General features: G+C 71.2%; 21 protein-coding genes and 1 pseudogene. 12 read left to right on the top strand and 10 right to left on the bottom strand.

Going from position 1 to position 25,755, the window contains the following annotated elements; translation table 11 throughout:
- Window positions 1–36: 36 nt before the first annotated feature.
- Both HUT19_RS38700 and HUT19_RS38695 read right to left on the bottom strand, forming a co-directional pair.
- Window positions 37–2,382: a glycoside hydrolase family 65 protein gene (locus HUT19_RS38700; protein ID WP_176185653.1), complete on the bottom strand. Its 2,346-nt coding sequence runs from the start codon at window positions 2,380–2,382 to the stop codon at window positions 37–39.
- On the bottom strand, window positions 2,379–3,125 hold the full coding sequence (locus HUT19_RS38695; protein WP_176185651.1) for an HAD family phosphatase: 747 nt from the start codon (window positions 3,123–3,125) through the stop codon (window positions 2,379–2,381). The genes HUT19_RS38700 and HUT19_RS38695 overlap by 4 nt, the downstream gene beginning before the upstream one ends.
- Window positions 3,126–3,383: 258 nt before the next feature.
- On the opposite strand from HUT19_RS38695, the gene HUT19_RS38690 reads away from it, so the two are divergent.
- From HUT19_RS38690 to HUT19_RS38680, 3 genes are all read left to right on the top strand, one after another.
- Entirely contained in the window at window positions 3,384–4,613 is a 1,230-nt protein-coding gene (locus tag HUT19_RS38690; protein ID WP_254886023.1) for a beta-propeller fold lactonase family protein, read from the top strand.
- Window positions 4,614–4,706: 93 nt separating this feature from the next.
- Window positions 4,707–5,210: a MarR family winged helix-turn-helix transcriptional regulator gene (locus HUT19_RS38685; RefSeq protein WP_176185649.1), complete on the top strand. Its 504-nt coding sequence runs from the start codon at window positions 4,707–4,709 to the stop codon at window positions 5,208–5,210.
- Between the two features lie 72 nt (window positions 5,211–5,282).
- Window positions 5,283–6,602 carry an MFS transporter gene (locus tag HUT19_RS38680; protein ID WP_254886022.1) on the top strand — a complete coding sequence of 440 codons (1,320 nt, stop codon included), beginning with the start codon at window positions 5,283–5,285 and terminating at the stop codon, window positions 6,600–6,602.
- A 65-nt stretch (window positions 6,603–6,667) separates the two neighbouring features.
- Here the strand turns inward: HUT19_RS38680 and HUT19_RS38675 are convergent, their stop codons facing one another.
- Complete coding sequence (locus HUT19_RS38675; RefSeq protein WP_176185647.1) at window positions 6,668–7,045, bottom strand: toxin Doc; 378 nt, start codon at window positions 7,043–7,045, stop codon at window positions 6,668–6,670.
- 3 nt (window positions 7,046–7,048) lie between these two features.
- Entirely contained in the window at window positions 7,049–7,294 is a 246-nt protein-coding gene (locus tag HUT19_RS38670; protein ID WP_176185645.1) for a hypothetical protein, read from the bottom strand.
- Between the two features lie 163 nt (window positions 7,295–7,457).
- Here HUT19_RS38670 and HUT19_RS38665 point away from each other — a divergent pair, with 163 nt between their 5' ends.
- The gene (locus HUT19_RS38665) at window positions 7,458–8,444 is read left to right on the top strand and encodes an aldo/keto reductase (RefSeq protein WP_176185643.1); all 987 of its coding nucleotides are present in this window, start codon (window positions 7,458–7,460) and stop codon (window positions 8,442–8,444) included.
- Between the two features lie 70 nt (window positions 8,445–8,514).
- A pseudogene (locus HUT19_RS38660) lies at window positions 8,515–8,830 on the top strand (ATP-binding protein); the annotation flags it as partial.
- A gap of 18 nt (window positions 8,831–8,848) precedes the next feature.
- Here the strand turns inward: HUT19_RS38660 and HUT19_RS38655 are convergent.
- From HUT19_RS38655 to HUT19_RS38630, 6 genes are all read right to left on the bottom strand, one after another.
- Window positions 8,849–10,306, bottom strand: a complete 1,458-nt coding sequence (locus HUT19_RS38655) for an FG-GAP-like repeat-containing protein (protein ID WP_176185639.1) — start codon at window positions 10,304–10,306, stop codon at window positions 8,849–8,851.
- Between the two features lie 101 nt (window positions 10,307–10,407).
- On the bottom strand, window positions 10,408–11,493 hold the full coding sequence (locus HUT19_RS38650) for a GTP-binding protein (protein ID WP_176185637.1): 1,086 nt from the start codon (window positions 11,491–11,493) through the stop codon (window positions 10,408–10,410).
- A 75-nt stretch (window positions 11,494–11,568) separates the two neighbouring features.
- Window positions 11,569–13,554, bottom strand: a complete 1,986-nt coding sequence (locus HUT19_RS38645; protein ID WP_254886290.1) for an AAA family ATPase — start codon at window positions 13,552–13,554, stop codon at window positions 11,569–11,571.
- 268 nt (window positions 13,555–13,822) lie between these two features.
- Window positions 13,823–14,485 (bottom strand): TetR/AcrR family transcriptional regulator, encoded by a 663-nt coding sequence (locus HUT19_RS38640; protein ID WP_176185635.1) that lies wholly within the window; start codon window positions 14,483–14,485, stop codon window positions 13,823–13,825.
- A 63-nt stretch (window positions 14,486–14,548) separates the two neighbouring features.
- Window positions 14,549–15,556, bottom strand: coding sequence for an aldo/keto reductase (locus HUT19_RS38635; protein ID WP_176185633.1), 1,008 nt, complete (start codon window positions 15,554–15,556; stop codon window positions 14,549–14,551).
- A gap of 262 nt (window positions 15,557–15,818) precedes the next feature.
- Window positions 15,819–16,850, bottom strand: a complete 1,032-nt coding sequence (locus HUT19_RS38630; protein WP_176185631.1) for a hypothetical protein — start codon at window positions 16,848–16,850, stop codon at window positions 15,819–15,821.
- A gap of 263 nt (window positions 16,851–17,113) precedes the next feature.
- Here HUT19_RS38630 and HUT19_RS38625 point away from each other — a divergent pair, with 263 nt between their 5' ends.
- The 7 genes from HUT19_RS38625 to HUT19_RS38595 all read left to right on the top strand — a co-directional run bounded on the left by HUT19_RS38625 (window position 17,114) and on the right by HUT19_RS38595 (window position 25,696).
- On the top strand, window positions 17,114–18,085 hold the full coding sequence (locus HUT19_RS38625) for a hydroxyacid dehydrogenase (protein ID WP_176187816.1): 972 nt from the start codon (window positions 17,114–17,116) through the stop codon (window positions 18,083–18,085).
- Window positions 18,086–18,302: 217 nt separating this feature from the next.
- Complete coding sequence (locus tag HUT19_RS38620; protein ID WP_176185629.1) at window positions 18,303–19,388, top strand: MerR family transcriptional regulator; 1,086 nt, start codon at window positions 18,303–18,305, stop codon at window positions 19,386–19,388.
- A gap of 181 nt (window positions 19,389–19,569) precedes the next feature.
- Window positions 19,570–21,543 (top strand): glycoside hydrolase family 127 protein, encoded by a 1,974-nt coding sequence (locus HUT19_RS38615; protein ID WP_176185627.1) that lies wholly within the window; start codon window positions 19,570–19,572, stop codon window positions 21,541–21,543.
- A gap of 467 nt (window positions 21,544–22,010) precedes the next feature.
- Window positions 22,011–22,829 (top strand): ABC transporter substrate-binding protein, encoded by an 819-nt coding sequence (locus HUT19_RS38610; protein WP_254886021.1) that lies wholly within the window; start codon window positions 22,011–22,013, stop codon window positions 22,827–22,829.
- A gap of 41 nt (window positions 22,830–22,870) precedes the next feature.
- A complete protein-coding gene (locus HUT19_RS38605) occupies window positions 22,871–23,656 on the top strand; it encodes an amino acid ABC transporter permease (RefSeq protein ID WP_176185623.1) in 786 nt (261 codons plus the stop codon).
- A 5-nt stretch (window positions 23,657–23,661) separates the two neighbouring features.
- Complete coding sequence (locus HUT19_RS38600; protein ID WP_176185621.1) at window positions 23,662–24,498, top strand: amino acid ABC transporter ATP-binding protein; 837 nt, start codon at window positions 23,662–23,664, stop codon at window positions 24,496–24,498.
- Between the two features lie 229 nt (window positions 24,499–24,727).
- The gene (locus HUT19_RS38595; protein WP_176185619.1) at window positions 24,728–25,696 is read left to right on the top strand and encodes an alpha/beta fold hydrolase; all 969 of its coding nucleotides are present in this window, start codon (window positions 24,728–24,730) and stop codon (window positions 25,694–25,696) included.
- The last annotated feature ends 59 nt before the right edge of the window (window positions 25,697–25,755 follow it).

The following is a 25,755-nucleotide window of genomic DNA, read 5'->3' as shown; positions in this document are numbered from 1 at the left end:
CCTCGTCGCTCCGGTGGTGGTTCCGGTGGTCCCGCCTCACGCCCGGCGGTCGGGCCGGCGGCCGGGGGGCTGGCGCGGTTCGGGGCGGGCTGTCTGCTCGGGGACCTCGCAGGTCTTGGGCGATGTGTCGGAGACGGTGATGGCCCGGCCGTAGTGCCGGATCTCCATCGGGGCGCCCTCGACCAGGGAGTAGGTGACGGAGGTGTTGGTGATCTCCACCCTCAGCCGCCGTCGCAGCACCTGCACGGTGAAGGCGAGGCGGGCCAGCTTCTCCGGCAGTTTGGGCGCGAACTCCAGACTGCCCGCGAAGTGGCGCATTCCGCCGAACCCGGCGACCAGCGCGATCCACGTGCCCGCGAGCGAGGCGATGTGCAGACCGTTGCGGGTGTTGTGCTCCAGGTCCTTCAGATCCATCAGCGCCGCCTCGCCCAAGTAGTCGTAGGCCAGGCGCAGATGGCCGACCTCGGCGGCGATGACGGCCTGGCAGCAGGCCGACAGGGAGGAGTCGCGGACGGTCAGGGGCTCGTAGTAGGCGAAGTTGCGGGCCTTCTGCTCCTCGGTGAAGCACTCGCCGCGCAGATACATCGCCAGCACCAGATCGGCCTGTTTGACCACCTGTCTGCGGTACAGCTCGAAGTAGGGGAAGTGGAGCATCAACGGGTAGTCGTCGGAGCGGGTGTTCTGGAAGTCCCACTCCTGGTGGCCGGTGAAGCCGGTGTGCTGCTCATGGACGCCGAGGGTCTTGTTGTAGGGGATGGTCATGGACTCGGCGGCGTCCCGCCAGGCGGCGGCCTCCTCGTCGTCGACGCCCAGCGCCGCGCCCTTGGCGGGATGGCGCTCCACGACGTCCGCCGCGCACCGCAGGTTCGACTGGGCCATGAGGTTGGTGTAGACGTTGTCGTCGCAGAGGGCGCTGTACTCGTCGGGGCCTGTCACCCCGTCGACGTGGAAGCGGCCGTGGTGGTCGTGGTGGCCCAGGGAGCGCCACAGCCGGGCGGTCTCCACCAGCAGTTCCACGGCGGTCTCGCGTTCGAACTCCTCGTCGCCGGTGGCGGCGACGTAACGCACCACGGCGTCGGCGACATCGGCGTTGACGTGGAAGGCCGCCGTACCGGCGGGCCAGTAGGCGGAGCATTCGGAGCCGTCGATGGTGCGCCAGGGGAAGGCGGCGCCCTCGTGGCCGAGCTGGCGGGCCCGGTCGCGGGCCGCAGTCAGGGTGGACTGACGCCAGCGCAGCGCCTCCGCCACGGACTCGGGAAAGGTGTAGGTGAGCAGGGGCAGAACGAAGGTGTCGGTGTCCCAGAAGGAGTGTCCGTCGTAGCCGGAGCCGGTGAGGCCCTTGGCGGGGATGGCACGTTCCTCGGCGCGGGCGCCCGCCTGGAGGACGTGGAAGAGGGCGAAGCGGACCGCCTGCTGGATCTCGGCGTCGCCCTCGACCTCCACATCGGCGCGGTCCCAGAAGTCCTCCAGCCAGGCGCGCTGCTGATGGACCAGTCCGCGCCAGCCGGTGCTGGTGGCCCCGGCCAGTGCCGCTTCGACCTGGTCCCGTACGGCGGGCAGGGAGCGCACGCTCGACCACCCGTAGGCGACCAGTTTCTCCAGCCGCAGGATCTCGCCCGGTTCGAGGACGGAGGTCACGGTCAGCCGGGCCAGGTCGTCGCTGCTCTCGCTGGAGTGGCGGGTGGGCGGCGGCCCGGTGATCAGATGGTCGGCGGCGGCAGCGACCCGCAGACGGCTGGCGTCGGTGCAGTGGATCAGCCGCAGTCGCTTGTCATTGGCGTCGTTCTCCTCGGGCAGCAGCGGGGACTCCAGGGCCTGGGCCACCCGGGGGTCTTCCGCGTGGCTGGGCAGCTGTTCATTGGCGACCAGCTCGGACTGGACGACAACGCGGATCCGCGCGTCCAGCGCCTCCACCTCGTAGGCCACGGCGGCGATGGCCCGCTGGGTGAGGGAGACCAGCCGGGTGGAGCGCACCCGGACGCTGGTGCCCGAGGGAGAGGTCCATTCGCAGCTGCGGTGCAGCACGCCGCCGCGCAGATCGAGGACGCGCTCGTGGGAACGCAGCCGTCCGTAGCGCAGATCGAAGGGCTCGTCGTCCACCAGCAGCCGGATGATCTTGCCATTGGTGACGTTGATCATGGTCTGACCGGCCTCGGGGTAGCCGTATCCGGCCTCGGCGTAGGGCAGCGGGCGCCGCTCGTAGACCCCGTTGAGGTAGGAGCCGGGCAGACCGTGGGGCTCGCCCTCGTCCAGGTTGGCGCGCCAGCCGACATGGCCGTTGGAGAGCGCGAAGACCGATTCGCTCTGGGGCAGGACATCCAGGTGGAGCTCGGTCTCCCGCATCAGCCAGGGGTCGACGGCATACGAGGAGTCGGTGATCACGAGGCGTCCTCCTCCAGCAGTTCGGCGAGATCCCGGACCACGGTGTCGGCGCCGTGGTCGCGCAGCGCATCCGCCTGGCCGACCCGGTCCACGCCCACCACATGGCCGAACCGGCCGGCGCGCCCGGCTTCCATGCCGGCGAGGGCGTCCTCGAAGACGGCGGCCGCGTCCGGGGCGGTGTGCAGTTCGCGGGCGGCCTCGAGAAAGGTGTCGGGGTGGGGTTTGCCCGGCAGTTTGCGCTCGGCGGCGACCACACCGTCGATCCGCACTTCGAAGAGGTGCTCGATACCGGCGGCTATCAGCACATCGCGGCAGTTGGCGCTGGAGGAGACGACCGCGGTCCGCAGCCCCGCGGCGCGCACCGCCTCGACGAAGCGCACCGATCCGGGGTACGCCTCGACGCCCTCTTCCCGGATCTTGGCCAGGACCAGGGCGTTCTTGCGGTTGCCGAGACCGTGGACGGTGTCCTTGCCGGGCGGGTCGTCGGCCGCGCCCTCGGGGAGGTCGATGCCCCGGGAGGCCAGGAAGGTGCGGACGCCGTCGGCGCGCGGGCGGCCGTCCACGTACTCGTCGTAGTCGGCGGCCCGGTCGAAGGGGCGGTAGGAGGGGCCGTCGCGGCGCTCGAGGAATTCGTCGAACGTCTGCTTCCACGCCGCCGCGTGCACCACGGCGGTCCGGGTCAGCACCCCGTCGAGGTCGAACAGGCAGGCCCGGATGCCCGTCGGAAGGCAGGGCTTTGTCATGGCCCCCGATTCCCCCGCGGACGCCGGAATATGCGAGGTGTACGGGAATATGCGGGCGGGCGCCCTCGAGGCCGCACACCGCGTCCCCGTACCAGCCGGGGACGCGGTGTGCGGCCGGCGGCGGTACGCCCCTCACCTGCTTGGACGTCGGCGGGTGCCGGTGGGTGGCGGCGGTGACAACCTTGGGCCACGGCCCGCCGTGGTCCGGGCAGCGGCCGCAGTCCCCCGCACCGCCGGAGTTCACCGCTGGAGGAAACCGTGGCCAGTGGCCCGACCCACCGATCCCTCACGCGCCGCCACGCCGCGGTCCGGGCCGCCGCGGCCCTGCTGCTGTGCTGTGCGGCGGTCCCGGCCTGCGCCGCCTCCAGTGATCACAACCGTGACCGGGACCGGGCGACACCCCGGGCCAGCCATACGCTCCGTCCCTCGGCCGCGGCGGAGAAGGCCGCCCGCGCCAAACTGCTGCCCGGGATGCCCGCGCCGCTGGATCCGCACGATCTGTACGCCGCCGACCGGCCGGGCAAGCTGGCCGAGGCGGTCAAGCGCTTCCCGTCGCGGGTGTACGTGCCCAACACGCTGTCGGACACGGTGAGCGTCATCGATCCGAAGACCTTCAAGGTGATCCGTACGATCCCGGTCGGCCACCAGCCGCAGCACGTGGTCCCCTCCTGGGATCTCAAAACCCTGTGGGTCAACAACGACCTGGGCAACACCCTCACCCCCATCGACCCCGCCACCGGCCGGGCCGGGCGCACGGTGGACGTCCACGATCCGTACAACCTCTACTTCACGCCCGACGGCAAGTACGCCGTGGTGATGGCCTCCAAGGACCGGCAACTGGTCTTCCGGGACGCGCACACCATGCGCGTGGTGAAGGCACTGCCGGTGGACTGCTACGGCGTCAACCACGCCGACTTCTCCCCCGACGGGCGCTACTTCATCGTCTCGTGCGAGTTCTCCGGCGAACTGCTGAAGGTGGACACCGCGCGGATGAAGGTGATCGCACAGCAGCGGCTGCCGGTCGCGGGGGCCATGCCACAGGACGTCAAGATCTCACCGGACGGCCGGAAGTGGTACGTGGCCGACATGGTGGCGAACGGTGTGTGGGTGCTCAACGGAGACACCTTCGGACGGCCGCGGCTGCTGCCCACCGGCAAGGGCACCCACGGTCTGTACGTCAGCCGCGACTCGCGGAAGATGTACATCTCCAACCGGGGCGAGGGCAGCATCTCGGTGCTCTCCTTCACCTCCGGGAAGCTGATCGACCGGTGGCGGCTGCCCGGCGGCGGCAGTCCCGACATGGGCGGGCTGTCCGCCGACGGCAAGGTGCTGTGGCTGTCAGGCCGCTACAACTCCGAGGTGTACGCGATCGACACCCGCACCGGGCGGCTGCGTGCCCGGATCCCGGTCGGCGGCGGTCCGCACGGGCTGGCGGTCTATCCCCAGCCCGGCCGCTACTCGCTCGGCCACACCGGGATCTTCCGCTGAGCCCGGCGCTCCCCCGCCGCCCGGCGCCGCGCGGAAGCCGTAGGGGGAGCACTGCATGGACCCGCTATATAGGCCCGTGATACAAATATAGGTGTGGAATACACGCAGCAGTCCGGACCCGGTGAAGCAGACGCCCTCGCGGCCCGCGAGGAGGTCGCGGAGGCCCTGGAGCAGCTGGCGTTCCTCGCGGTCCGCCATCTGATCAACCGGGACATCAGCTTCACCGCCGCGTCCACCCTCGGCCGGCTGAACCGGGAGGGTCCGGCGCGGCTGACCGCACTGGCGTCGGACGAGGGCGTCACCCAGCCCTCCATGACCCAGCTGATCCAGCGGCTGGAGCGGCAGGGCCTGGTGACCCGGATCGCCGATCCGGCCGACGGACGGGTGGTGCTGGTGGCCATCACCGACGACGGGCGCGAACTGCTCGCCGCACGGCGCCGCAGCCGTACCACCCAGCTGGCCGAACTGCTCGCCACACTGTCCCCGGAGGACGAAGAGGCACTCGCCACCGCCGTCCGCGCCGCGGGCCCCGCCTTCCAGCGGCTGGTCGAGAACGCGGCACAGGCGCGCAGACCTCCCGGGAACACCGCTTCCTGACCCACCGGCACCCTGCCGCGCCACGGCTTGTCATGTCGTCACGGCCCGGGTCCTGACCCGACGGAGCCCCTGTTGTCCGCTCACCCCGACATATCCACCCGCCCCACCGCCGGTACCGACCGGTCCGCCCCTCCCCCCGCCCAGAGCCCGTTCAAGCAACCCAAGGCCGTCTGGGCGGTGGCCTTCGCCTGTGTGATCTCGTTCATGGGCATCGGCCTGGTGGACCCGATCCTGCCCTCCCTCTCCGCCAAGCTGCACGCCACGCCGAGCCAGGTGTCGCTGCTGTTCACCAGCTATCTGGTGGTCACCGCCGTCGCCATGCTGGTCACCGGCTTCGTCTCCAGCCGTATCGGCGCCAAGCGCACCCTGGTGGCCGGGCTCGTGTTCATCGTGCTCTTCAGCGCACTGGCCGGGGCGTCCGGCAGCATCGACGGGATCGTCGGTTTCCGAGCGGGCTGGGGACTGGGCAACGCCCTGTTCATCGCCACCTCACTCGCCGTCATCGTCAGCTCGGCCAGCGGCGGTTTCGCCGGGGCGATCATCCTCTACGAGACGGCGCTCGGCATCGGCATCGCCGTGGGACCGCTGCTGGGCGGCGAGTTGGGCGGGATCAGCTGGCGCGGTCCGTTCTTCGGCGTGGCGGTCCTGATGGCCATCGCGCTCGTGGCCACCGTCGTCCTGGTCGACCCCACCCCGACCCCGCCGCGCCGCGCCTCACTGGCCGACCCGCTCAAGGCGCTGCGCCACCGCGGGCTGCTCACCATGGGGCTGACCGCGCTCTGCTACAACTGGGGCTTCTTCACGGTGCTGGGCTACGCGCCCTTCCCGATGGACCTGGGCACACATGAACTGGGCTACGTCTTCACCGGCTGGGGTCTGCTCGTCGCCTTCTTCTCCGTCTTCGGCGCACCCTGGCTCCAGACCCGGCTGGGCATCGCGCGGGCGCTGTATCTGAATCTGGCGCTCTTCGCCCTCGACATCCTCGTTATCGGCCTGTTCACCACCTCCCGTACGACGCTGATCGTGGCGGTGATCGTGTCCGGTGCCTTCATCGGGCTGAACAACACCATCACCACGCAGGCGGTGATGACCGTCGCGCCGGTGGAGCGTCCGGTCGCCTCCGCGTCCTACGGCTTCGTGCGCTTCATCGGCGGCGGTCTGGCGCCGTACGCCGCGGGCAAGCTGGCCGAGCGCGCCGGGGTCCATCTCCCCTTCTACATCGGGGCCGCGGCGGTGGCGCTCGGCATCGGTGTACTGGCGACCGGTCACTCACTGCTGGCCGAGGCCGAGCGCGCCCAGGCCGCGGAGGAGGCCGGTCACACCCCGGCCGAGGATCGGCGCGAAACGCTGGAGAGGCAGGCCGTCGCCGAGGAGTTCGGCTCGGCGGGCTGAGCGCCGAAGCCACCCCGCTTCCACGGCCGGGCGATCCCCCGAGGGGATTCCCGGCCGCGCCGTGGTCAGATGCGCCAGGAGCGGATACGGCCCGCCGCGTCGAAGACATCGGCCTTGCTGGACAGGATGTCGCGCACCAGGTCGATCAGGGCTCCGTACGGCGGGTCGATGCCCTCGCCCGTGGCGTGCATATAGGCGACCGCGGTGGCGCTGGCGAAGCGGGCGTTCTTCGCCGGAAGCGGTCTGAGCGTGGCCAGTGTGTGCAGCAGGGCCGCGGCCCGCCAGGCCGCGTCGGGGTCGACGCCCAGGCGCGGCGGATCGACGCGGTGACGGGCCACGGCGGCGACAAGACCGGAGAAGTCCGAGATGGCCGGCTGTTCGGGCAGGACTTCCTCATGCCGCTGCAACAGCCACGGCACATCGATATGCAGAAGCGAGGCCATGGGTCAGGCGGCCCGTCCCGGATGGCGGGGGCCGTGCTCATCCTCGGGGAACGCGTCGGCGAAGGCGTCGGCGTTGTCCGCGAAGAACCGGCGGAAGACCTCGGCGCCTTCCTGGAGGGCGCGGTGCCGGGCGATGTCGGCCACGGTCGCCTCCCGGACGAGGGCCTTCATCGTGGTACCGCGTTCCTTGGCGATCTGGCGGAGGTCCTCAAGTTCCCGATCGCTGAATTCCACGTTGAGAGCTGACATGCGGCACACCCTACTTGCCAGGTACCCCGACAGCAATCGCCGCAGCTCACATGATGTTTTTGTAGGTACTGGACAAGGCAGGGGAGGGGCGAGTCCGGGCAGGGTTCCGCGGCCGGGCGGCGGAGGTACGGTGGAAGATCCGCCCGCGGGAGAAAGGGAGTTCATGGAGCAGCGAGTGTGCGGCCGCACCGGCCGGAAGGTGTCCGTCGTGGGCCTGGGGACCTGGCAGCTGGGCGCGGGCTGGGGCGATGTGACCGATGCGGACGCACGGGCCGTGCTGGACGCGGCCGTCGAAGCGGGCGTGACGTTCTTCGACACCGCCGATGTGTACGGGGACGGGCGCAGCGAGCAGCTCATCGGGCGGTTTCTGCGCGACCGCCCGGACGCCGGGATCTTCGTGGCGACGAAGATGGGGCGGCGAGCCGAGCCGCATGTCGAGGAGCAGTACACACTGGACAACTTCCGTGCGTGGACCGACCGTTCGCGGGCGAATCTGGGGGTGGACGTCCTCGATCTGGTGCAGTTGCACTGTCCGCCGTCCCCGGTGCACTCCTCCGACGCGGTCTTCGACGCGCTGGACACCCTGGTGGCGGAGGAGCGCATCGCGGCGTACGGGGTGAGCGTGGAGACCTGCGACGAGGCGCTGGCGGCGATCGCGCGGCCGGGTACGGCGAGTGTGCAGATCATCCTCAACCCATTCCGGCTGAAGCCGCTGGAGAAGGTGATACCGGCGGCGCGCGAGGCCGGGGTGGGCATCATCGCCCGGGTGCCGCTGGCGTCCGGACTGCTGTCGGGGAAGTACACCAGGGACACGGTCTTCGCCTCCGACGACCACCGCTCCTTCAACCGCCACGGCGAGCAGTTCGACCAGGGTGAGACCTTCTCGGGCGTAAACTTCGAGGAGGGCGTCGAGGCGGCCGTCGAGTTCGGGGAACTGGCGCCGCAGGGGGCCACGGCCGCGCAGACGGCGCTGCGCTGGATCGTCCAGCAGCCGGGTATCACCTCGGTCATCCCCGGAGCGCGTTCACCGGAGCAGACGCGTGCCAACGCGGCGGCCGCCGCACTGCCCCCGCTGCCGCAGACCACGCTGGACGCCATCGGCGAGCTCTACGACCGGCGGATCCGGGCCCAGGTCCACCACCGCTGGTGACAGAGGACGGGCCAGGGGCGGTGATGACGGACGCGCCGTCGGCGCGCACCCGCGGGCGAATTCTGAGGGCGAGTACGCCGTGCTCGAGGTGGCCGACCGGGGCCCCGGGCTGTCACCGGAGCAGCGGCAGCGGGTCTTCGAACGCTTCTACCGCGCCGACGGCTCCCGCAGCCGCGCCGCGGGCGGCGGCTCGGGACTGGGCCTGGCCATCGTCCACTCGCTGGGGTCCGCGCACGGCGGACGGGGTCGACGTCGACACCGCGCCCGGCGAGGGCTGCACCTTCCGGGTGCTGCTTCCGCTGCCCTCCCCGGGCGAGGAACCGGACCGGACCGACACTGCCGAGCGGAACGACGGACCGCAGCGGACCGGGGAGGACGGGGCGTGAGAGCGCGCCGGCCGGGGGCTACCGCTGGAACTCGGTGCCCAGGGCGGCGTCCGGCTCGGACGCGCCGAGCGCTGCGGGGCCGAAGGAGACCACGCCGTCGGTGGTGAGGCCGCCCGGCTCGCCGCGCAGAACCCAAGCGGCACCGCTGGAGGTGTGGGCGCCGTCCTCCCCGGGGGCGCCCACGGACAGATCGGCCCTGCGGTCGCCGTTGGTGTCGCCGAGCCGTACCGCCGCGCCGAAGTGGTCGCCCGCCTCACCGGCGCCCGGGACACCGGCGGTGTCCTGGGTGAACGCCTGGGCGCCGGTGCCGGACAGACCGTCGGCACTGCCGTAGAGCTGGACGACGCTGCCCGCGTCCTTGCCGCTGTCGATGTCCTCGTAGGGGATGCCGACGGCGACATCGGCGTAGCCGTCGCCGTTGACGTCACCGGCGCTCAGTTCGTAGCCGAACTGGTCGCCGTCCTCGTTGACGCCCGGCACACCCGGGGTGTTCTGGTCGATCACCTTGGTGCGGGTGGTACTCGGACCGGACGCGGTGCCGTAGAGCACCTTGAGGGTGCCGTGGTCGTACGGCAGGTTCTCCACCACGTTGCCCGGTACGGTGCGCATGACCAGATCGGCGTGGCCGTCCTTGTCGACGTCGCCGATGGCCGCCGAGGCACCGTGGTCGAGCCGGGCGGAGGACTTCACCAGGCCGTTGGTGCCGCCCTTCCAGAACAGCGTGGACTCGGACATCTCCTCGAAGGCGTGGGTGGTGACCACGTCGTCCTTGCCGTCGCCGGTGACGTCGCCCACGGTCAGGCTGGTCGGGACGAAGATCTTCTCAGTGTCGGCGGTGGCGCTGCCCGCGGCGGCGCCGTCCCGGGTGAACGGGCCGAACCGGACGCGCAGGGCGGTCGAGGTCTCGTCGTCGCCGGTGCTGACCTGGGTGACGTCGACGAGGTCGGCGTGGCCGTCGCCGTTGATGTCACCGCCTCCGATGACGCTTTCGCCGAAGTTGTCGCCCTCGCCCTTGGGCAGGGCGGTGCCACCGCTGAGACCGTTCGCCGAGCCCCACAGGACGGTGACGTCCGGTTTGCTGCTGGACTGGACCGCGAGATCGGTGTAGCCGTCGCCGTCGAAGTCGCGGGCGACCGTGCGCTGTCCGAACCGGGCGTCCGCCTCGGGATCCCCGGGGACGCCCGTGGCGTCCTGGCCGATGACCTGCCGGTGACCGGTGTTGGCGCCCGAGGCGGAGCCGTAGACGACGGCGACATAGCCCGCCTTGGCCGTGCCGCCCACCGTGCCGGTCGGCGCGGAGACGGCCACGTCGGCGAATCCGTCCTTGTTGAAGTCGGCCTGCGGGGTGGCCGCGGCCGCGGTGGCACGGGCGGGCGCGGCCGCACCGGCCGAGGGGGTGGCTAGGACAGCGGGGGTGGTCACGAGTGCGACCACCGTCGCGCAGCGCGCGACGGTGGAGAGGGAACGGGAACGCACACATCCTCCTGCTTGTTGGCAAGCGTTTACCTCATGGACACCCACCACGACCTCTGACATCACTCAACAGTTGTGCACCCGAATCCAGGACGGGGATTCTTCTAGATCCGCGCCTCCCCCGGCGTGGCGACGGGCGCATCGGGCCCATCGGTGCTATCGGTCCGCACATAGCGCAGGACGCCCATCATCTGCCGGTCGTCGACCTCGTCCGGCGCGGTCTCGACGCAGTCCGCGAGGCGCTTGGTGAGGGTGTCCGCGTCGATGCCGGTGCCGATCATCACCAGCTGGGTGGTGCGGGGTTCGCCGCGCTCCCAGGGCACGGGCTGGAACCGGAGGAACGAACCGACCGCATGCAGGCCGTACTTGTGGCCGGCTCCGGCGCCCGCGAAGTGCAGACAGCCCTTGATGCGGTAGAGGCCCGCGGGGCGGCTGTCGAGGACGTCCATGACGCGCCGCGGGTTCAGCGGCTCGGAGGATATGAACTCCACGCTCTCGTAGGCGGCATGGAGATGACGGCTGTGGTCATCGTGCTCGCCGGAGCACAGGTCCGCGAACGAGAGCTGCTGGAAGCGCTCTTCGGCGGTGGTGCGCGGCCGGTGGTCGAAGAGCAGACCGGGGTCGACACGGCCGTGTTCGGCGGTCAGGACCGGGACACCCGGGGCGATCTCCTCGACCGTCTCCAGGACGGCCCGGCGCTCCTCTTCCCCCACCCGGTCGGTCTTGTTGAGCACAACGAGGTCGGCGGCGCGCACATGGCGGTCGAGCTCGGGATGGCGCGCCCGGGCACGGGGGAACTCCGCGGCGTCCACCACTTCCACCAGGCCGCCGTAGACGATCCGTTCGCTGGTGCTCGACAACAGCGAACGGATCATGCTCTGCGGCTCGGCGAGCCCGCTGGCCTCGATCACCACAACATCGATGCGCAGGGCCGGGTCGGTGAGCCGCTGGAGCATATCGTCCATCTCGGAGGCATCCGCGGCGCAGCACAGACAGCCGTTCTCGATGGGGATCATCGAGTCGACCTGTCCGGCGACGGCGAGGGCGTCGATGTTGACGCTGCCGAAGTCGTTGACGATGACGCCGATGCGGGTGCCCGCGCTGTCCCGCATCAGATGGTTGAGCAGGGTGGTCTTCCCGGAGCCCAGGAAGCCCGTGAGGAGGATGACGGGGATCCGTGGTGTGGCCAAGGGTGCGTCTCCGTACGGCGTGGTGGGGCGGTCGCGGGCGGAACGCTCATGCTATCCGGGCGCCCGTCCCCGCGATCACCGCAGGGCTTCCGGCAGGGGGCGGTGGTGGAGGATGTCGAGCCGGGAGACGGCGCGGGTGAGGACCACGTACAGCCGGTGGAGACCGCGTGGTTCGGCTTCCACGATCGCCGCGGGTTCGGCCACGACCACATGGTCGTACTCCAGCCCCTTGGCCAGGGTCGCGGGCAGCACGGTGACGCGGGCGGCGCTGTCCGGCTCCTCGGCAGCGGTGATCGCGATCCCCGCGTTCTCCAGCGCCTCGCTCATCCGTGCCGTGTCCGCCGCCGCGGCGATGACGGCGATCGAACCGTCCCGCTCCAGGGCTTGGCGGACCGTCGCCACCACCTCCTCGATGAGGCCGAGCCCGTCCGTTTTGCGGATCCGCAGCCTCCCGTCGCGGCGCAGCGAGCGGGCCGCGGGAACGTCGACCGGCAGAGCCGTCAGGAGGCGGTTGGCCAGCTCGACGATGGCCGTCGGGACCCGGAATCCGGTGGTCAGCGGCACCACGGCGGCCTCTGGCTCGCCGAGGTGGCCCAGGTGTTCGGCCCAGCTGCGGGCGGCCCAGGGGGTGGTGCCCTGGGCGAGGTCGCCGAGCACGGTGAGGGAGCCGAATCCGGCGCGGCGGGCAATGGCGCGGCACTGCATCGGGGAGAGGTCCTGGGCCTCGTCGACGACGATATGGCCATAGCCCACGGGGCGTTCGATGAGTCCGGCCACCTCGTCGAGGAGCACCAGGTCCGCCGCGGACCACCGGGCGCTCCTGTACGACCGCGGGGGTCTGCGCCAGAGCAGAGCGGATTGCTCCTGCGCGGTCAGCAGTCCGTCGGCGGCGCGGGCCAGCGCGTCGGCGTCGCCGAACAGCTCGGCCACCACCTCCTCGGGGCGGACGGCGGGCCATACGGCGTTCACGAACGAGCTCATGGTCGCGGACCGCTCCATCCTGCGCAGCCATGCGGTGCCGGGCGGTCCGGCCCGCCGCTCGGCCTGGCGCTGGAGGAGGCCGACCGCACGCGACCGGACCCGCTCGCGCCCGACCGCGTACGGCGGCCGGTCGACGCGCACCTCCTCGACAATCCGCTCGAGTTCGTCCAGCGGGATACGACGGCGGTACGAACCGTCCGGGACGGCGAGGGACTCGGCGGGCGGGCGGACCCGGCCGTAGAGGCCGCGGGCGAGCACGGTGGCCATCCGGGGGTCGTGCTTGAGCACCGCGGCGGCGGAGTCATCGGACGCGCTGACGGGGTGGCGGGCGATCTCGTCCTCCAGCGTGCACTGACGGATGTCGATCTCGCCGAGCGCGGGCAGCACTTCGGCGATGTAGCGCAGGAAGGCGCGATGGGGGCCGAGGACGAGCAGGCCGCCGCGCCGGATGCGCTGGGGGTGGGTGTAGAGGAGATAGGCGGCCCGGTGCAGGCCGACGGCGGTCTTCCCGGTGCCGGGGGCGCCCTGGACACAGACCGAGTCGGTGAGTTCGCCGCGGACCAGGTCGTCCTGTTCGGGCTGGATGGTGGCGGCGATGTCGCGCATCGGCCCCACACGGGGGCGTTCGATCTCACCGGTGACGATCCGGCCGGGGTCCTGCCGGGCCCGGCCGGAGGTGAGGTGTTCGTCCTCGATGCCGGTGAGGTCCTCGGCGTTGCCGCGGCTCAGGGGCGCCCAGCCGAAGCGGCGGCGGACCGCCACCCCCTGGGGATCGCGGGGACCGGCCTGATAGAAGGCGCGGGAGACGGGAGCCCGCCAGTCGATCACCATCGGGGGCGCGGCGGGGTGCTCGATGATCCGGCGGCGGCCGATGTGGTAGCGCTGGCCGCGGTGGTCCCCGGCGGCGGGGCCGTGGCCGAAGTCGAGCCGGCCGAAGAACAGCGGGGTGTCCGGCTCCTCGGCCAGCTCCTTGGCATAGCTGCGCAGATGGCGGCCGAGGACCTCAGCGTCCGCACCGCTGCCCGATACGTCCTCGCCGGTGATGGCCTGATCACCAGCGCCATGCACCATCCGGGCCATCGCCGCTCGACAGGCGTCGTGGTAGGCGCGCTCCTCGGCGAGCTGCCCGGTGAGCGCGTCGCCGGGATCCGCGGAGCCTCCGGGGTCCGCGGAGTTCATGGGATCTGCGGGGCCCGGCTCGGCGCCGTGGATGTGGTGATCGGTTGTGGTCATGGTGTGCCGCCCCTCGTGCCGTCCGTCCAGAACAGCATAACGTGACTCAGTCAGTTTTGTAACCTGGTCACGTTATTTATCGTGGGACGAACCTTCCCCGGTCAGGTGGTCCTGCTCAGGCGTAGGGGACCAGCCCCGAGCGGAGCATGGTGAAGGCGCGCTCGGCAGCCTCGACCGCCTCCGGTTGGACACCCCAGGCGGTGGCTCCGGCCTCGATCCGGCGCCAGTTGTCCTGGGCCAGGATCCGCTGGACAGTGATGATCTGGCCCGCGGCGAGCCGTGCGGTGATGTCCTCCGGGCCACCCTCCGTCGAACCCGGACCCGGACCCGGACCCGCCTCCGAGAGGGCACGGGCGAGCGCGTCCTCCGAGCGGCCGATGTACGCGAAGAGCCGGGCGACCAGGCTGGGGGTGCCGTACAGCAGCCGGTGGAAGGCGAGGATGTCGGGGTCGTCATTGAGCCCTGTGACCGGGTCATGGCGCTCCAGCCCGGCCAGGAAGTGACGGCGCAGCGCCTCCAGAGGCGGTTCCCCCTCCACCCGGTCGCCCACAACCCGGGCCGCCTCGTCCTCGTGGTCGGCGAACCGGTGGAGCGCCAGATCCTCCTTGGAGGCGAAGTAGCGGAACAGCGTGGGCTTGGACACCTCGGCCGCGGCCGCCACATCGGCGACGGACACCTCGTCGAACCCCCGCTGGAGGAACAGCGAGATCGCCGTCTCGGAGATCGTCCGGTACATCCGCTGCTTCTTGCGCTCCCGCAGGCCCGTCTCACCGCTCATGGGTGAAACCGTAGCCGCCGTGCCTCCCCGGCGGACGCCTGCCCGCCGGGGGCACCCGGGCCATCAGGGGATCTCCACCCCGGCCTCGGCGGACAGCCGGTCGATCTCGGTGAGTTCGGCCTCGGTGAAGCCGGGCGAGTCCAGCACGGCGACGTTCTGCTCGAGCTGGGCGACGCTGCTCGCGCCGATCAGCACGGAGACCACCCGCGGGTCCCGCAGCACCCACGCCAGCGCCAGCTGGGCGAGGGTCTGGCCGCGCCCCTCGGCCAGCTTGTTGAGCGCGCGCAGCAGGGTGAGGCGCTCCTCGGTGAGGGCGTCACGGGTGAGGAAATGACCGAGGGCCATCCGGGAATCGGCGGGCACCCCGTGCAAATAGCGGTCGGTGAGCTGCCCCTGCGCGAGCGGCGAGAAGGCGATGACGCCGACGCCCGCCCGCGCCGAGGACTCCAGCACCCCGCCCTCGACCCCGCGCTGGAGGATCGAGTACGGATGCTGGTTGATCAGATACGGGGTGCGCAGCTCCCTCAGGATCGCGGCCGCCTCGGTGATCGCCTCCGGCGGGTAGTTGGACAGACCCGCGTAGAGAGCCTTGCCCTGCCGCACGGCGCTGTCGAGCGCGCCCATCGTCTCCTCAAGGGGTGTGTCCGGGTCGAAGCGGTGCGAGTAGAAGACATCGACGTAGTCCAGACCCATCCGGGACAGCGACTGGTCGAGGCTGGCGAGGAGGTACTTGCGGGAGCCCCATTCGCCGTACGGGCCGGGCCACATGAGGTACCCGGCCTTCGTCGCGATGAACAGCTCGTCGCGGTAGGCGCGGAAGTCCTGGGCGAAGACGGTGCCGAAGTCGGCCTCGGCGCTGCCGGGCGGCGGACCGTAGTTGTTGGCCAGGTCGATGTGGGTGACGCCGAGGTCGACGGCGCGGCGCAGCACCGCCCGCTGGTTCTCGATCGGGTGGGTGTCGCCGAAGTTGTGCCACAGACCGAGCGAGATCTTCGGCAGCAGCACTCCGCTGCGCCCGCAGCGCTGATACGTCATGGAGTCGTAGCGGTCGTCCGCGGCGAGATGGACCATCCGGCTCTTCCTTGTCCTCGACAGGCGTACGGGGCGGGCGGGCCGCCCCGGGCGGAGCGGGGGTTCCGCCGGGCCGAGCCTGTCAGTTCCGAGCCGGAGCCGCGACACCGCGCCCGGTGGGTCATCCGTATGGGTTGTCCACCGTGGCCTTCGCCGGTGCCGAGAGGGTGCGCATATGCAAGAGGCCAGCAGTGTGGGCATCACTGCCGGCGCTCGTCAGACCTCAGGATGCGCGATGAGGCCGGTCGCGGTGCGGTGACGCTCAGACGAACGTCTGGCGCTGGAGCCAGAGGTCCCTGGCGGTTCCGCTGCCCTGGAGGAAGACGTAGAGCAGATTCTCCTCGTTGAGGATGGGGACACCGAGGCCCGCGGATCCGATCGACCCGCCGAGGGACTGGAAGCCGGTGTACGTCGGGTCGTTCTCCGTGGACTGGACGGCGACCCACAGGGCGTTGTCGGTGGCCTTGATGAACACGTTGATCCGGCCGTCCTGGCCGAGGCCGCAGGTGGGGCGCCAGACGATCTGGCCGCCGAGCTGGACCGGGGCGTTGAACGAGTCGTAGTTGACGCTCTGGCCCACCCGCCATACGGCGGCGTCGGATCCGCGGAAGAAGATCTGCACCCGCCCCGCCGCGTCCAGGCACACCGAGGGCCGGCTGGTGACGTTGTTGGAGGCCAGGGTGAAGGGCTCCCACGTGGCGGAGTTCTCGGCGGTCTGCTGGACGGTGTAGAGGGTGTCTCCGACACTCTTGACGGCCACCACGATCCGTCCCCCGCCGTCCAGGACGGGGGAGGGGGTGGAGCGGATACTTCCGCCGAGGGAGACCGGTGCGGTGTAGGTCTCGTAGAGCAGGTCCTGGTTGCGGATGGACCACAGCGCATCGTCGGTGCCGGGGAAGAACACCTGGATGCGGCCGTCGGCGTTGAGCACCGCGGCCGGGTCGTCCCCGATATCGTTGACCAGCACCTGAGGCCCGCTGTAGCCGCCGTTGAGGCTGGTCTGGGTGATGACCTCGAGGTTGTTGCCCGGGGTGCGGTAGAAGACACGGATCTTGCCGTCCTTGCCGCGGATGGGGGCGGGGATGCCGTCGATCGACACGCCGATGTACTTGAACCAGCCGAGCCAACTGCCGTCGCGCCCCTCGACCCTGCTCCACAGGGCGTTCGACCCGCCGCGGATGAAGACCTGCACCCGGTCGTCGGCGAACAGGACCGGGGCGGGCTCGGAGTGGATCCCGCCTTCCAGGTTGATCCAGGTGCCCCACACGGTTCCGGGTGTGGTGGATATGGACATGAGGAACCTCCCTCTTCTCGTGAGACCACGAGAGCGCACAGGTGTGCGCGGATACACCGTCAGTGCCCGGGGAAAGCATGCTGAATACCTGAAGAGGGGAAGATGCAGGGATATGACCGCTTATTAGCAATGACACGGCTATATCGGATTGAACCGTTTCTCTTTCTTATTGGCCTGTCTCCTCTGGGCGAGAGAGGCTGATCGGGTATCGCCTGTGTGACCAGGAGGCCACGGTGTTCGAGTCCCCCGCCGCGCTGTTCGTGATGGACCCCGTCCATCTCCCCAGGCTGTTTCCCGCGCCGCTGCTGGACCGTCTCGCCGCGTCCGTGACGATCCCGCCCGCCGCCGCCGTCCGCCCGTCGGCGGTGACCGGTGCCGATCCGGCCGCCGTGGAGGTGCTGATCACCGGCTGGGGCTGTGAACCGCTGACCGCCGAGGTGCTCGACGGGCTTCCGAAGCTGCGCGCGGTCGTCCACGCCGCGGGCAGCGTCAAGGGACACATCACCCCCGCCTGCTGGGAGCGCGAGCTTCTGGTCTCCTCCGCCGCGGCGGCCAACGCCCTGCCCGTCGCCGAGTTCACCCTCGCCACCATCCTGCTGGCCGGCAAGGACACCCTGCGGCTGCGCGCCCTGTACGCCGCCGAGCACGGTTTCCCCTCCCCCGCGCGCACCGCGCAGATCGGCAACTTCCGGCGCCGGGTGGGGATCGTGGGCGCCTCCCGGATCGGCCGCCGGGTGATCGAGCTGCTGCGCCCCTTCGATCTGGAGGTGTCGGTGTACGACCCGCATCTGGCGCCGTCGGAGGCGGAGGCGCTCGGCGTGCGCGACCTGCCGCTGGACGAACTGGTCGCCACCAGCGATGTGCTGAGCCTGCACGCCCCGTCCCTGCCCGCCACCCGGCATCTGCTCGACGCCCGCGGGCTGGCCCTGATGCCGGACGGCGCCACGCTCGTCAACACCGCGCGCGGCGCGCTGGTCGACACCGACGCCTTGGTGGCCGAGCTGTCCACCGGCCGGATCTCGGCGGTCCTGGACGTCACCGAACCGGAGCCGCTGCCCGCCGGATCACCGCTGTACACCCTGCCCAACGTCCTGCTCACCCCGCATATCGCGGGTGCGCTCGGCCATGAGCTGGAACGGCTGGGCGCGGCGGTGACCGACGAGGTGGAGCGGCTGGTGGCGGGGGCGCCACCGCTCCACCGGGTGCTGCCCACCGACCTCGACCGGATCGCCTAGGCCTGTCCGGTGGATCGTTGAGGGTCAGCCCGCGGCGTCTGGTGCGGGGGGGGCACCTCCCAGCGGTAGCTGGGGCGCGGTGCCAGGCGTCGCAGGCCCGACAAGACCCACCGGACAGGGCCTGGCCGGGAACTCCCGCTCCGCCGTTGACCTTCCTCCCGGGGGAAGGCACAGCATCGTGGTGGCCGGGCGAACGCCCGGCTCGAGGAGGGCGGACATGGGGTTGCTGACGATCGGGGCGTTCGCGCGAGCGTCGCGGATATCCGCCAAGGCGCTCCGCCGCTACGACGAGCTCGGGCTGCTCACGCCCGCCCGGGTCGATCCGTACTCCGGCTACCGCTTCTACGACCCGGCGCAACTGGAGCGGGCCCGACTGGTGGTCTGGCTGCGGCGCCTGGGCATGCCGCTGGCCCGGATCCGGGCCGTGTGCGAGCTGCCGCCCCGGGCCGCTGCTCGGGAGGTCCGCGCGTACTGGTCGCAGGTGGAGGCGGACACGGCGGCCCGCCGGGAACTGGCCGCCTTCCTCGAGGACCATCTGTCCGGGAAGGACACCGCGATGTCTTCTGTTCACAGCACCCTGGAAATCCGCTACGCCGTGCTCTCCGACACCGGCGCCGTCCGTGAGAGCAATGAGGACGTCGGGTACGCCGGTCCGCGGCTGTTGGCCGTGGCCGACGGCTTCGGCGGTGGACGGCAGGCAAGCGAGGCCGCGATCGAGGCGCTGAAACCGCTGGAGGCGAATGTGCCGGGCGGTGAACTGCTGAGCGCACTGGAGGACGCCGCACGGCGGGTCCATGCGTCGGTCAGCGAACTCGCGACGTCCGACCCGGCGCTGGCGGGGGTCGGGACCACGCTCACCGCACTCCTGTGGTCGGGATCGGAACTGGGTCTGGTCCACATCGGGGACTCCCGCGCCTATCTGCTGCGCGAGGGTGAGCTGTTCCAGATCACCCATGACCACACCCTGGTGCAGTCGATGGTCGATGACGGACGGCTCACCGAGGAGGAGGCCGCGTCGCACCTCCCGCGGGCGCTGCTGCTGCGGGCCGTGGGCGGCGGAGCGGAGTTCGAACCGGACCTCGCACTGCGGGACGCCCGGGACGGTGACCGCTATCTGCTGTGCTCGGACGGGCTGAGCGGGGTCGTGCCCACCGAGGAGATCCGGCGCGTACTGGTCGCGGAGTCCGATCCGGGGCGATCGGTACGGAAGTTGGTCGCCCTTGCCCATCGGGCCGGCGGACCGGACAACGTCACCTGTGTGGTGGCACATGTGGAGGAGCGACGGGCCCTGGTCCCGGCCTGAGCGCCCCGGCCTCCAGCCGCGCAACCGTCCCCAGCGTGGGGGCGGTTGCGCCGGTCCTTGGGAAGTGGGGGACTTGTCGTGGGCAAAGCGCCTGCTTATGCTCACCGCGGCGACCGGTTCCCGTGCCTGCGACCAGGAGACTCGGCAGGATCACCGGCGGTCCGCCGTAAGGGGAAGTCACATGTCCGCAGGACCGATCCGCCTCTCGCCGGAGGCGCGCACCGCGCTGTGCCCGGCGACCGCGGCCCGTATCACCGGTGGTTTCTGGGCCACCCGACGCCGTATCAACGCGGAGGTCAGCGTTCCGCAGGGGTGGGACCGGCTCGCGGAGGCGACCGTCGTGAGCCGCCCCCGGGCCGCCGCCTGCGAAGGGCCGGGGGACGGTCGCGCGGCCGACGGCCCGTTACGGGGCGCGGAGGACCACCTGTGGCTGGAAGCGGCGTGCTGGCAGCTCGCCGAGGACGGCGGGGGCACGGCGCTGGAGGAGCTGGCCGGGCGGGTGGAGCGGCTGGTCGCGGCGGCACGGACCGAGGAGGACCGCCGTGGGCCCTCCGGCCGGATCCGGACCGAGGACCGACGGTGGCCGACACCGGTTCCGGAGTGCGGGCCGCTGCTGCCGGAGACCGAGCTGTACGGCGCGGTCCCACTCCTCCGGGCCGCGGTCGCGCACCGGCGGGCCACCGGCGAGAGCACCCTGCTCGACGTGGCGCAGCGCTACGCCGACCGCATCGGCGCCGTGTTCGACGCGGGCGGCGACATGGAGCCGGTGTGCGGGCCTCCGGGGATCGGCACGGCCCTGGTCGAGCTGTACCGGGAGACCGGGGAGCGGCGCCATCTGGAGCTGGCCGAGTACCTCCTCGACCGGCGGGAGAAGGACGGCCTCGACGCCCGTTGGCTGGAGGACCGGCCCGGCGCTGCCGGGGCGTCCTCGCGGCGGGACCGGGTGCCGGTGCGGGAGGCGTCGGAGGTCACCGGGCACGCGGTGGACCGGCTGCGGCTGCTGACCGGGGTCGCCGACCTGGCGGCCGAGACCGGCGACCTGGGGCTGCGGGAAGCGCTGGTGCGGCTGTGGGAGGACATGGCCGCCACGAAGACCCATGTGACGGGCGGGGTGGCCGCCCGGCACGGCGGGGAGTCCTTCGGCGAGGCGTACGAGCTGCCGCCGGACCGGGCCCATGCCGAGACCTGCGCGGCCGTCGCCTCGATCGGGTTCAGCTGGCGGATGGCGCTGCTGACCGGCGACGCACGCTACAGCGACCTCATCGAGCGGACCTTGTTCAACGCCTTCGCGGCCGGGGGGTCGCTGGACGGCGAGCGCTGGTCCGCCGAGAATCCGCTCCAGGCCCGTGGCCACTCCGGGGGTGGGCCCGACGGCGCACCCGACGGCCGGGAGCCGCGGCGGGCGCCGTGGGCCCGGGGTGCGTGCTGCCCGCCCCGGGCGGTACGGCTGCTGGCCTCGCTGCCGTACTACATGGCGAGCGGCGACGCCGAGGGCCTCCAACTGCACCAGTACGCCTCGGGCTCGTACACGGCGGGAGGTGGGGCGGTGCGGGTCGGCACCGCCTACCCCTGGGAGGGCCGGATCGCGGTGGTCGTGGACAAGGCCCCCGAGGACGCCGACTGGACGCTGTCACTGCGCATACCGCACTGGGCGCGGGAGTACGAGGTGACCGTCGGCGGAGAGCCGCTGGCGGTGAGGGCGCGGGACGGCTGGTTGCGGCTGCGGCGGCGCTGGCGGCCCGGCGAGGTGGTGGTGCTGAGCCTGCCGCTGTCGCCCCGGCGCACCCGGGCGGCCGCGCGGATCGACGCGGTGCGCGGCTGCGCCGCGATCGAGCGGGGGCCGCTGGTGTACTGCCTGGAGGAGGCCGACCAGCCGGACGGGGTACGGCTGGACGACCTCGCGCTCCATCCGGGCGCCCCGCTCAGCGCGGAGCACCGGCCGGGGCTGCTCGGCGGGGTGACCGTGATCGCGACCCGCGGGGTACGGAGGGCGGTCCCGCCCCGCACCTGGTGGCCGTACACGGCGGACTGCGGCGATGGCAAGGGCGCTCCGGAGGTGCCCACGGACCCGGTGCCGGTGCACTTGACCGCGATCCCGTACTACGCCTGGGCGAACCGCGGCGACGGCCCGATGCGGGTCTGGATCCCGGGGTAGCCCCGGCCCGTCCGCTCCCGTGCGGGACCGGAACTCGGCCGGTGCCCCGCACGTTCCCCGGTCAAGGGACTGTGCCCGAGCGGCACCGGCGGACGGGAGGTGCCCCTGTGAGCAGCGGATCCACGGATCGAGGACGGGAAGACGACGCGGACGGCTGGGACGACGTCGTTCTCGACGAGGATTTTGTGCGCGGAGCGGAGGTCTCCGAGCCCTCCGCGCGGACCCGGATGCTGAGCGCGCGCTGGCGGCGCGGTGCGCCCGAGTCCCGGCCCTGGCGGGCGGACGAGCCCCCGGCAGGCTGTTCTGGAGCAAGCGCCGCAGGTGGCGGCGTCGCCGCTAGCCCCGACGCCGTTATCCGGTCGCAACGCACACGGCGGGGACAAGGGGGCACGACCGATGGCAGGATGCGGGCCATATCACTGATCACGGGTTCTGTGGGGTCGTCCCCGACCATGTCCGGAGGTGCCGTGTCCGCTCGCTCCGCACTGTCCGCCACCGCCGTAGCCGCCGCATCCGCCCTGCTGGCCGGGTGCACCAGTACCGCGTCGTCCGGGTCCGGCGGCTCGGACATCAACCTGGTGCAGTCCGGGAAACTCACCACCTGCACCCATCTGCCGTACGCCCCCTTCCAGTCGAAGGAGGGCAAGGAGATCGTCGGCTTCGATGTGGACCTGGTCGATCTCATCGCGTCGTCGCTCAAGGTGAAACAGGAGATCGTCGACACGCCCTTCGAGGGCATCCAGTCCGGTGAGGACCTCAACGCCAACAAGTGCGATGTCGCCGCCGCCGGAATGACCATCAACGAGGTGCGGGAGAAGAACCTCGACTTCTCCGCCCCCTATTTCGAGGCCACCCAGGCCCTCGTCACCAAGAAGGGCAAGCCCTACTCCTCCCTCGCCGACCTCAGCGGCAAGAAGGTGGCGGTCCAGCAGGGAACCACCGGTGAGGCCTATGCCCAGAAGCATGCCAAGGGCGCGAAACTCGTCCAGTTCGAGGACCTCGCACTGCTGCTGACCGCCGTCAAGACCGGGCAGGTCGACGCGGGCGTCAATGACAACGGCGTGCTCTACGACTACGTCAAGGACAACCCGGACACCGAGGTGACGGCCGAGTTCAACACCGGTGAGCAGTACGGCATCGCCGTGCGCACGGGCAATGACGCCCTCCGTAAGAAGATCAACAAGGTGCTCAAGGCGGCCCGGTCGGACGGCCGTTACGACCGGATCTACAAGAAGTGGTTCGGCACCACACCCAAGAAGTCCGCCACGAAGCCCGCTGCGAACTGACGCCCGTGAACCGCCATCGGAGCTGAGGAGTCCGCACACTTATGGCAATGACCCGTCGGCAGCGGGCACGGGCGATACGGGCGGTGCAGTACGCCGTACTGGTCGCCGTGCTCCTCGTCTTCGTCCTGGCCGCGGACTGGGGTGAACTGCGCCGCGCGTTCTTCGACGCGGAGGTCGCCCGGTCCCTGTTCCCCGATGTCATCACCACCGCGCTGGTCAACACCGTCGTCTACACCCTGCTCGGCTTCGGTTTCGGACTGGTACTGGGGCTGATGCTCGCGTTGATGCGGCTCTCCCAGGTGCCGCCCTACCGGTGGCTGTCGATCGCCTACATCGAGTTCTTCCGCGGGGTACCGGCGCTGCTGGTGTTCATCGCCCTGGGCTTCGGTGTGCCGCTCGCCTTCCAGGTGGCCCTGGACCGCTATGTCACCGTGATGCTGGCGCTCGGGCTGGTCGGCGCCGCCTATATGGCGGAGACGATCCGCGCGGGCATCCAGGCGGTGCCCAAGGGGCAGATGGAGGCGGCGCGTTCACTGGGGATGTCCCACGCCCGGGCCATGATCTCGATCATCATTCCGCAGGCCTTCCGGATCGTGCTGCCGCCGCTCACCAATGAGCTGATCCTGCTCACCAAGGACTCGTCCCTGGTCTATCTGCTCGGTCTCTCCCTGGACCAGTACGAACTGTCCAAGTTCGGCCGGGACGCGCTCAATCAGCACCGCAGCCTCACCCCGATCCTGGTGGCCGGGGTGTGCTACCTGGTCATCACCGTTCCGCTGGGACATCTGGTGCGGCGGCTCGAGGCCCGTACGGCGAAGGCGAGGTGAGGGAGATGGCAGAGCGGAAGCAGCAGCAGGAGACCGAGCGGCCAGACGGTGTTGCCATCCGGGTCGAGAAGCTGCACAAGTCCTTCGGGGAGCTGGAGGTGCTCAAGGGCATCGACCTCACGGTGCGGCGGGGCGAGGTGGTGTGTGTGATCGGCCCCTCGGGGTCGGGCAAGTCGACCCTCCTGCGCTGTGTGAACCTCCTGGAGGAGCCCACCTCGGGCTCGGTGACCGTGGCCGGGGCGGAGGTCACCGACCCGGATGTGGACATCGACCGGGTGCGGCGCCGGATCGGCATGGTGTTCCAGGCGTTCAACCTCTTCCCCCACCTCACCGCGCTGGAGAACCTCACCATCGCCCAGCGGCGGGTGCTGCGCCGTGACAAGGCGGAGGCCCGGCGCGTCGGCCGGGAGAATCTGGGCCGGGTGGGCCTCACCGCCAAGGAGGACGCCTACCCGGCGCAGCTGTCGGGCGGCCAGCAGCAGCGGGTGGCCATCGCACGGGCGCTGTCCATGGACCCGGAGCTGATGCTGTTCGACGAGCCGACCTCGGCCCTCGACCCGGAGCTGGTCGGCGATGTCCTCGCCGTGATGCGCTCGCTGGCCGACGAGGGGATGACGATGCTCGTGGTCACCCATGAGATGAGCTTCGCCCGCGAGGTCGCGGACCGGGTCGTCTTCATGGACGACGGGGTGATCGTGGAGGAGGGCGGTCCACAGCAGGTGGTGGCCGATCCACGCCATCCGCGCACCCGGGCGTTCCTCAACCGGGTGCTGGATCCGGCCGCGGCCCGCGTCGGGGAGGTGCCGGACTCCGGGCCGCATGACGCCCGGATCGACCGCTGAGCGCGGGGCCGCGCCCGGCGTTTCCCCGGCCGGACCATCGGCACCCACTGGACGCCGCCACCACCGCTCGGACGACTCCCCGCTCCCCCGCGAGGCCCCCGGCACCGCGGGACCGGGTGTGCCCGCGCGGTGGCCGCTGTGCCTCGGAACTCCCTTGACCAGCACTTCGAACGCTGATCGGATACCCGGACAGCCACCGGCTGACGGATGACTTCGGAGGTTCTTCCGCGTGTTTGTCGATCTGCCTCTGGACCAGCTGCACGCCTACCGTCCCGCGCTGGCCGAGCCCGAGGGCTTCGACACCTTCTGGGAGCGCACCCTCGCCGAAGCGCGCACCACGGACCTGGACGCGGTGTTCACGCCGTACGAGGCGGGTCTGGGCCGGGTGCACACCGATGACGTGGAGTTCGCCGGCTTCGGCGGGCACCGGATACGGGGGTGGCTGCTGGCCCCGCGCGACGCGGCGGGTCCGCTGCCGTGCGTGGTGCAGTACGTCGGCTACAACGGCGGACGCGGGCTGCCGCACAACTGGCTGCTGTGGCCGTCCGTGGGCTACGCGGTCCTCGTGATGGACACCCGTGGCCAGGGCTGGTCCCAGCAGACGCCCGGCGCGACCGCCGATCCGGCGGGCGGCACCGGGCCCGAGGCACCCGGCATGATGACCAAGGGAATCCTCTCCCCGGACGACTACTACTACCGGCGGCTCTACACCGACGCCGTGCGCGCGGTGGCGGCGGCCCGGGCCCATCCGCTGGTGGACCCCGAGCGGATCGTGGTCAGCGGCGGCAGCCAGGGCGGCGGCATGGCGCTCGCCGCGGCCGGGCTGGTGCCCGATCTGACCGCGGCCCTGGTGGATGTGCCGTTCATGACGCACATCCGGCGCGCGCTCGAGATCACCGACGCCGATCCGTACGGCGAGCTGGCCCGGTTCTGCGCCGGTCAGCGCCATCTGACGGACCAGGTGCTCACCACGCTCGACCACTTCGACGGACTCAACTTCGCGGCGCGCGCGCAGGCGCCCGCGCTGTTCTCGACCGCGCTGCGCGATGAGATCACCCCAACCTCCTGCGGCTTCGCCGCGTACCACCACTACGCGGGCGAGAAGGAGCTGAAGGTGTGGCCGTTCAACGGCCATGAGGGCGGGGGCACCCATCAGCAGGCGGAGCAGATCACCTTTCTGCGGCGGCTGCTCGGCTGAGCCGGGTGGGGCGGGCGGTGTTGGGCCGCCGCCCCGCGCGGGGAAGACACTGGCTTATC

The sequence above is a fragment of the Streptomyces sp. NA02950 genome (assembly GCF_013364155.1).
GTDB lineage: Bacteria > Actinomycetota > Actinomycetes > Streptomycetales > Streptomycetaceae > Streptomyces.
Note: the sequence above shows the minus strand (reverse complement) of the source record. Positions and strands in the feature narration are given on the sequence as shown.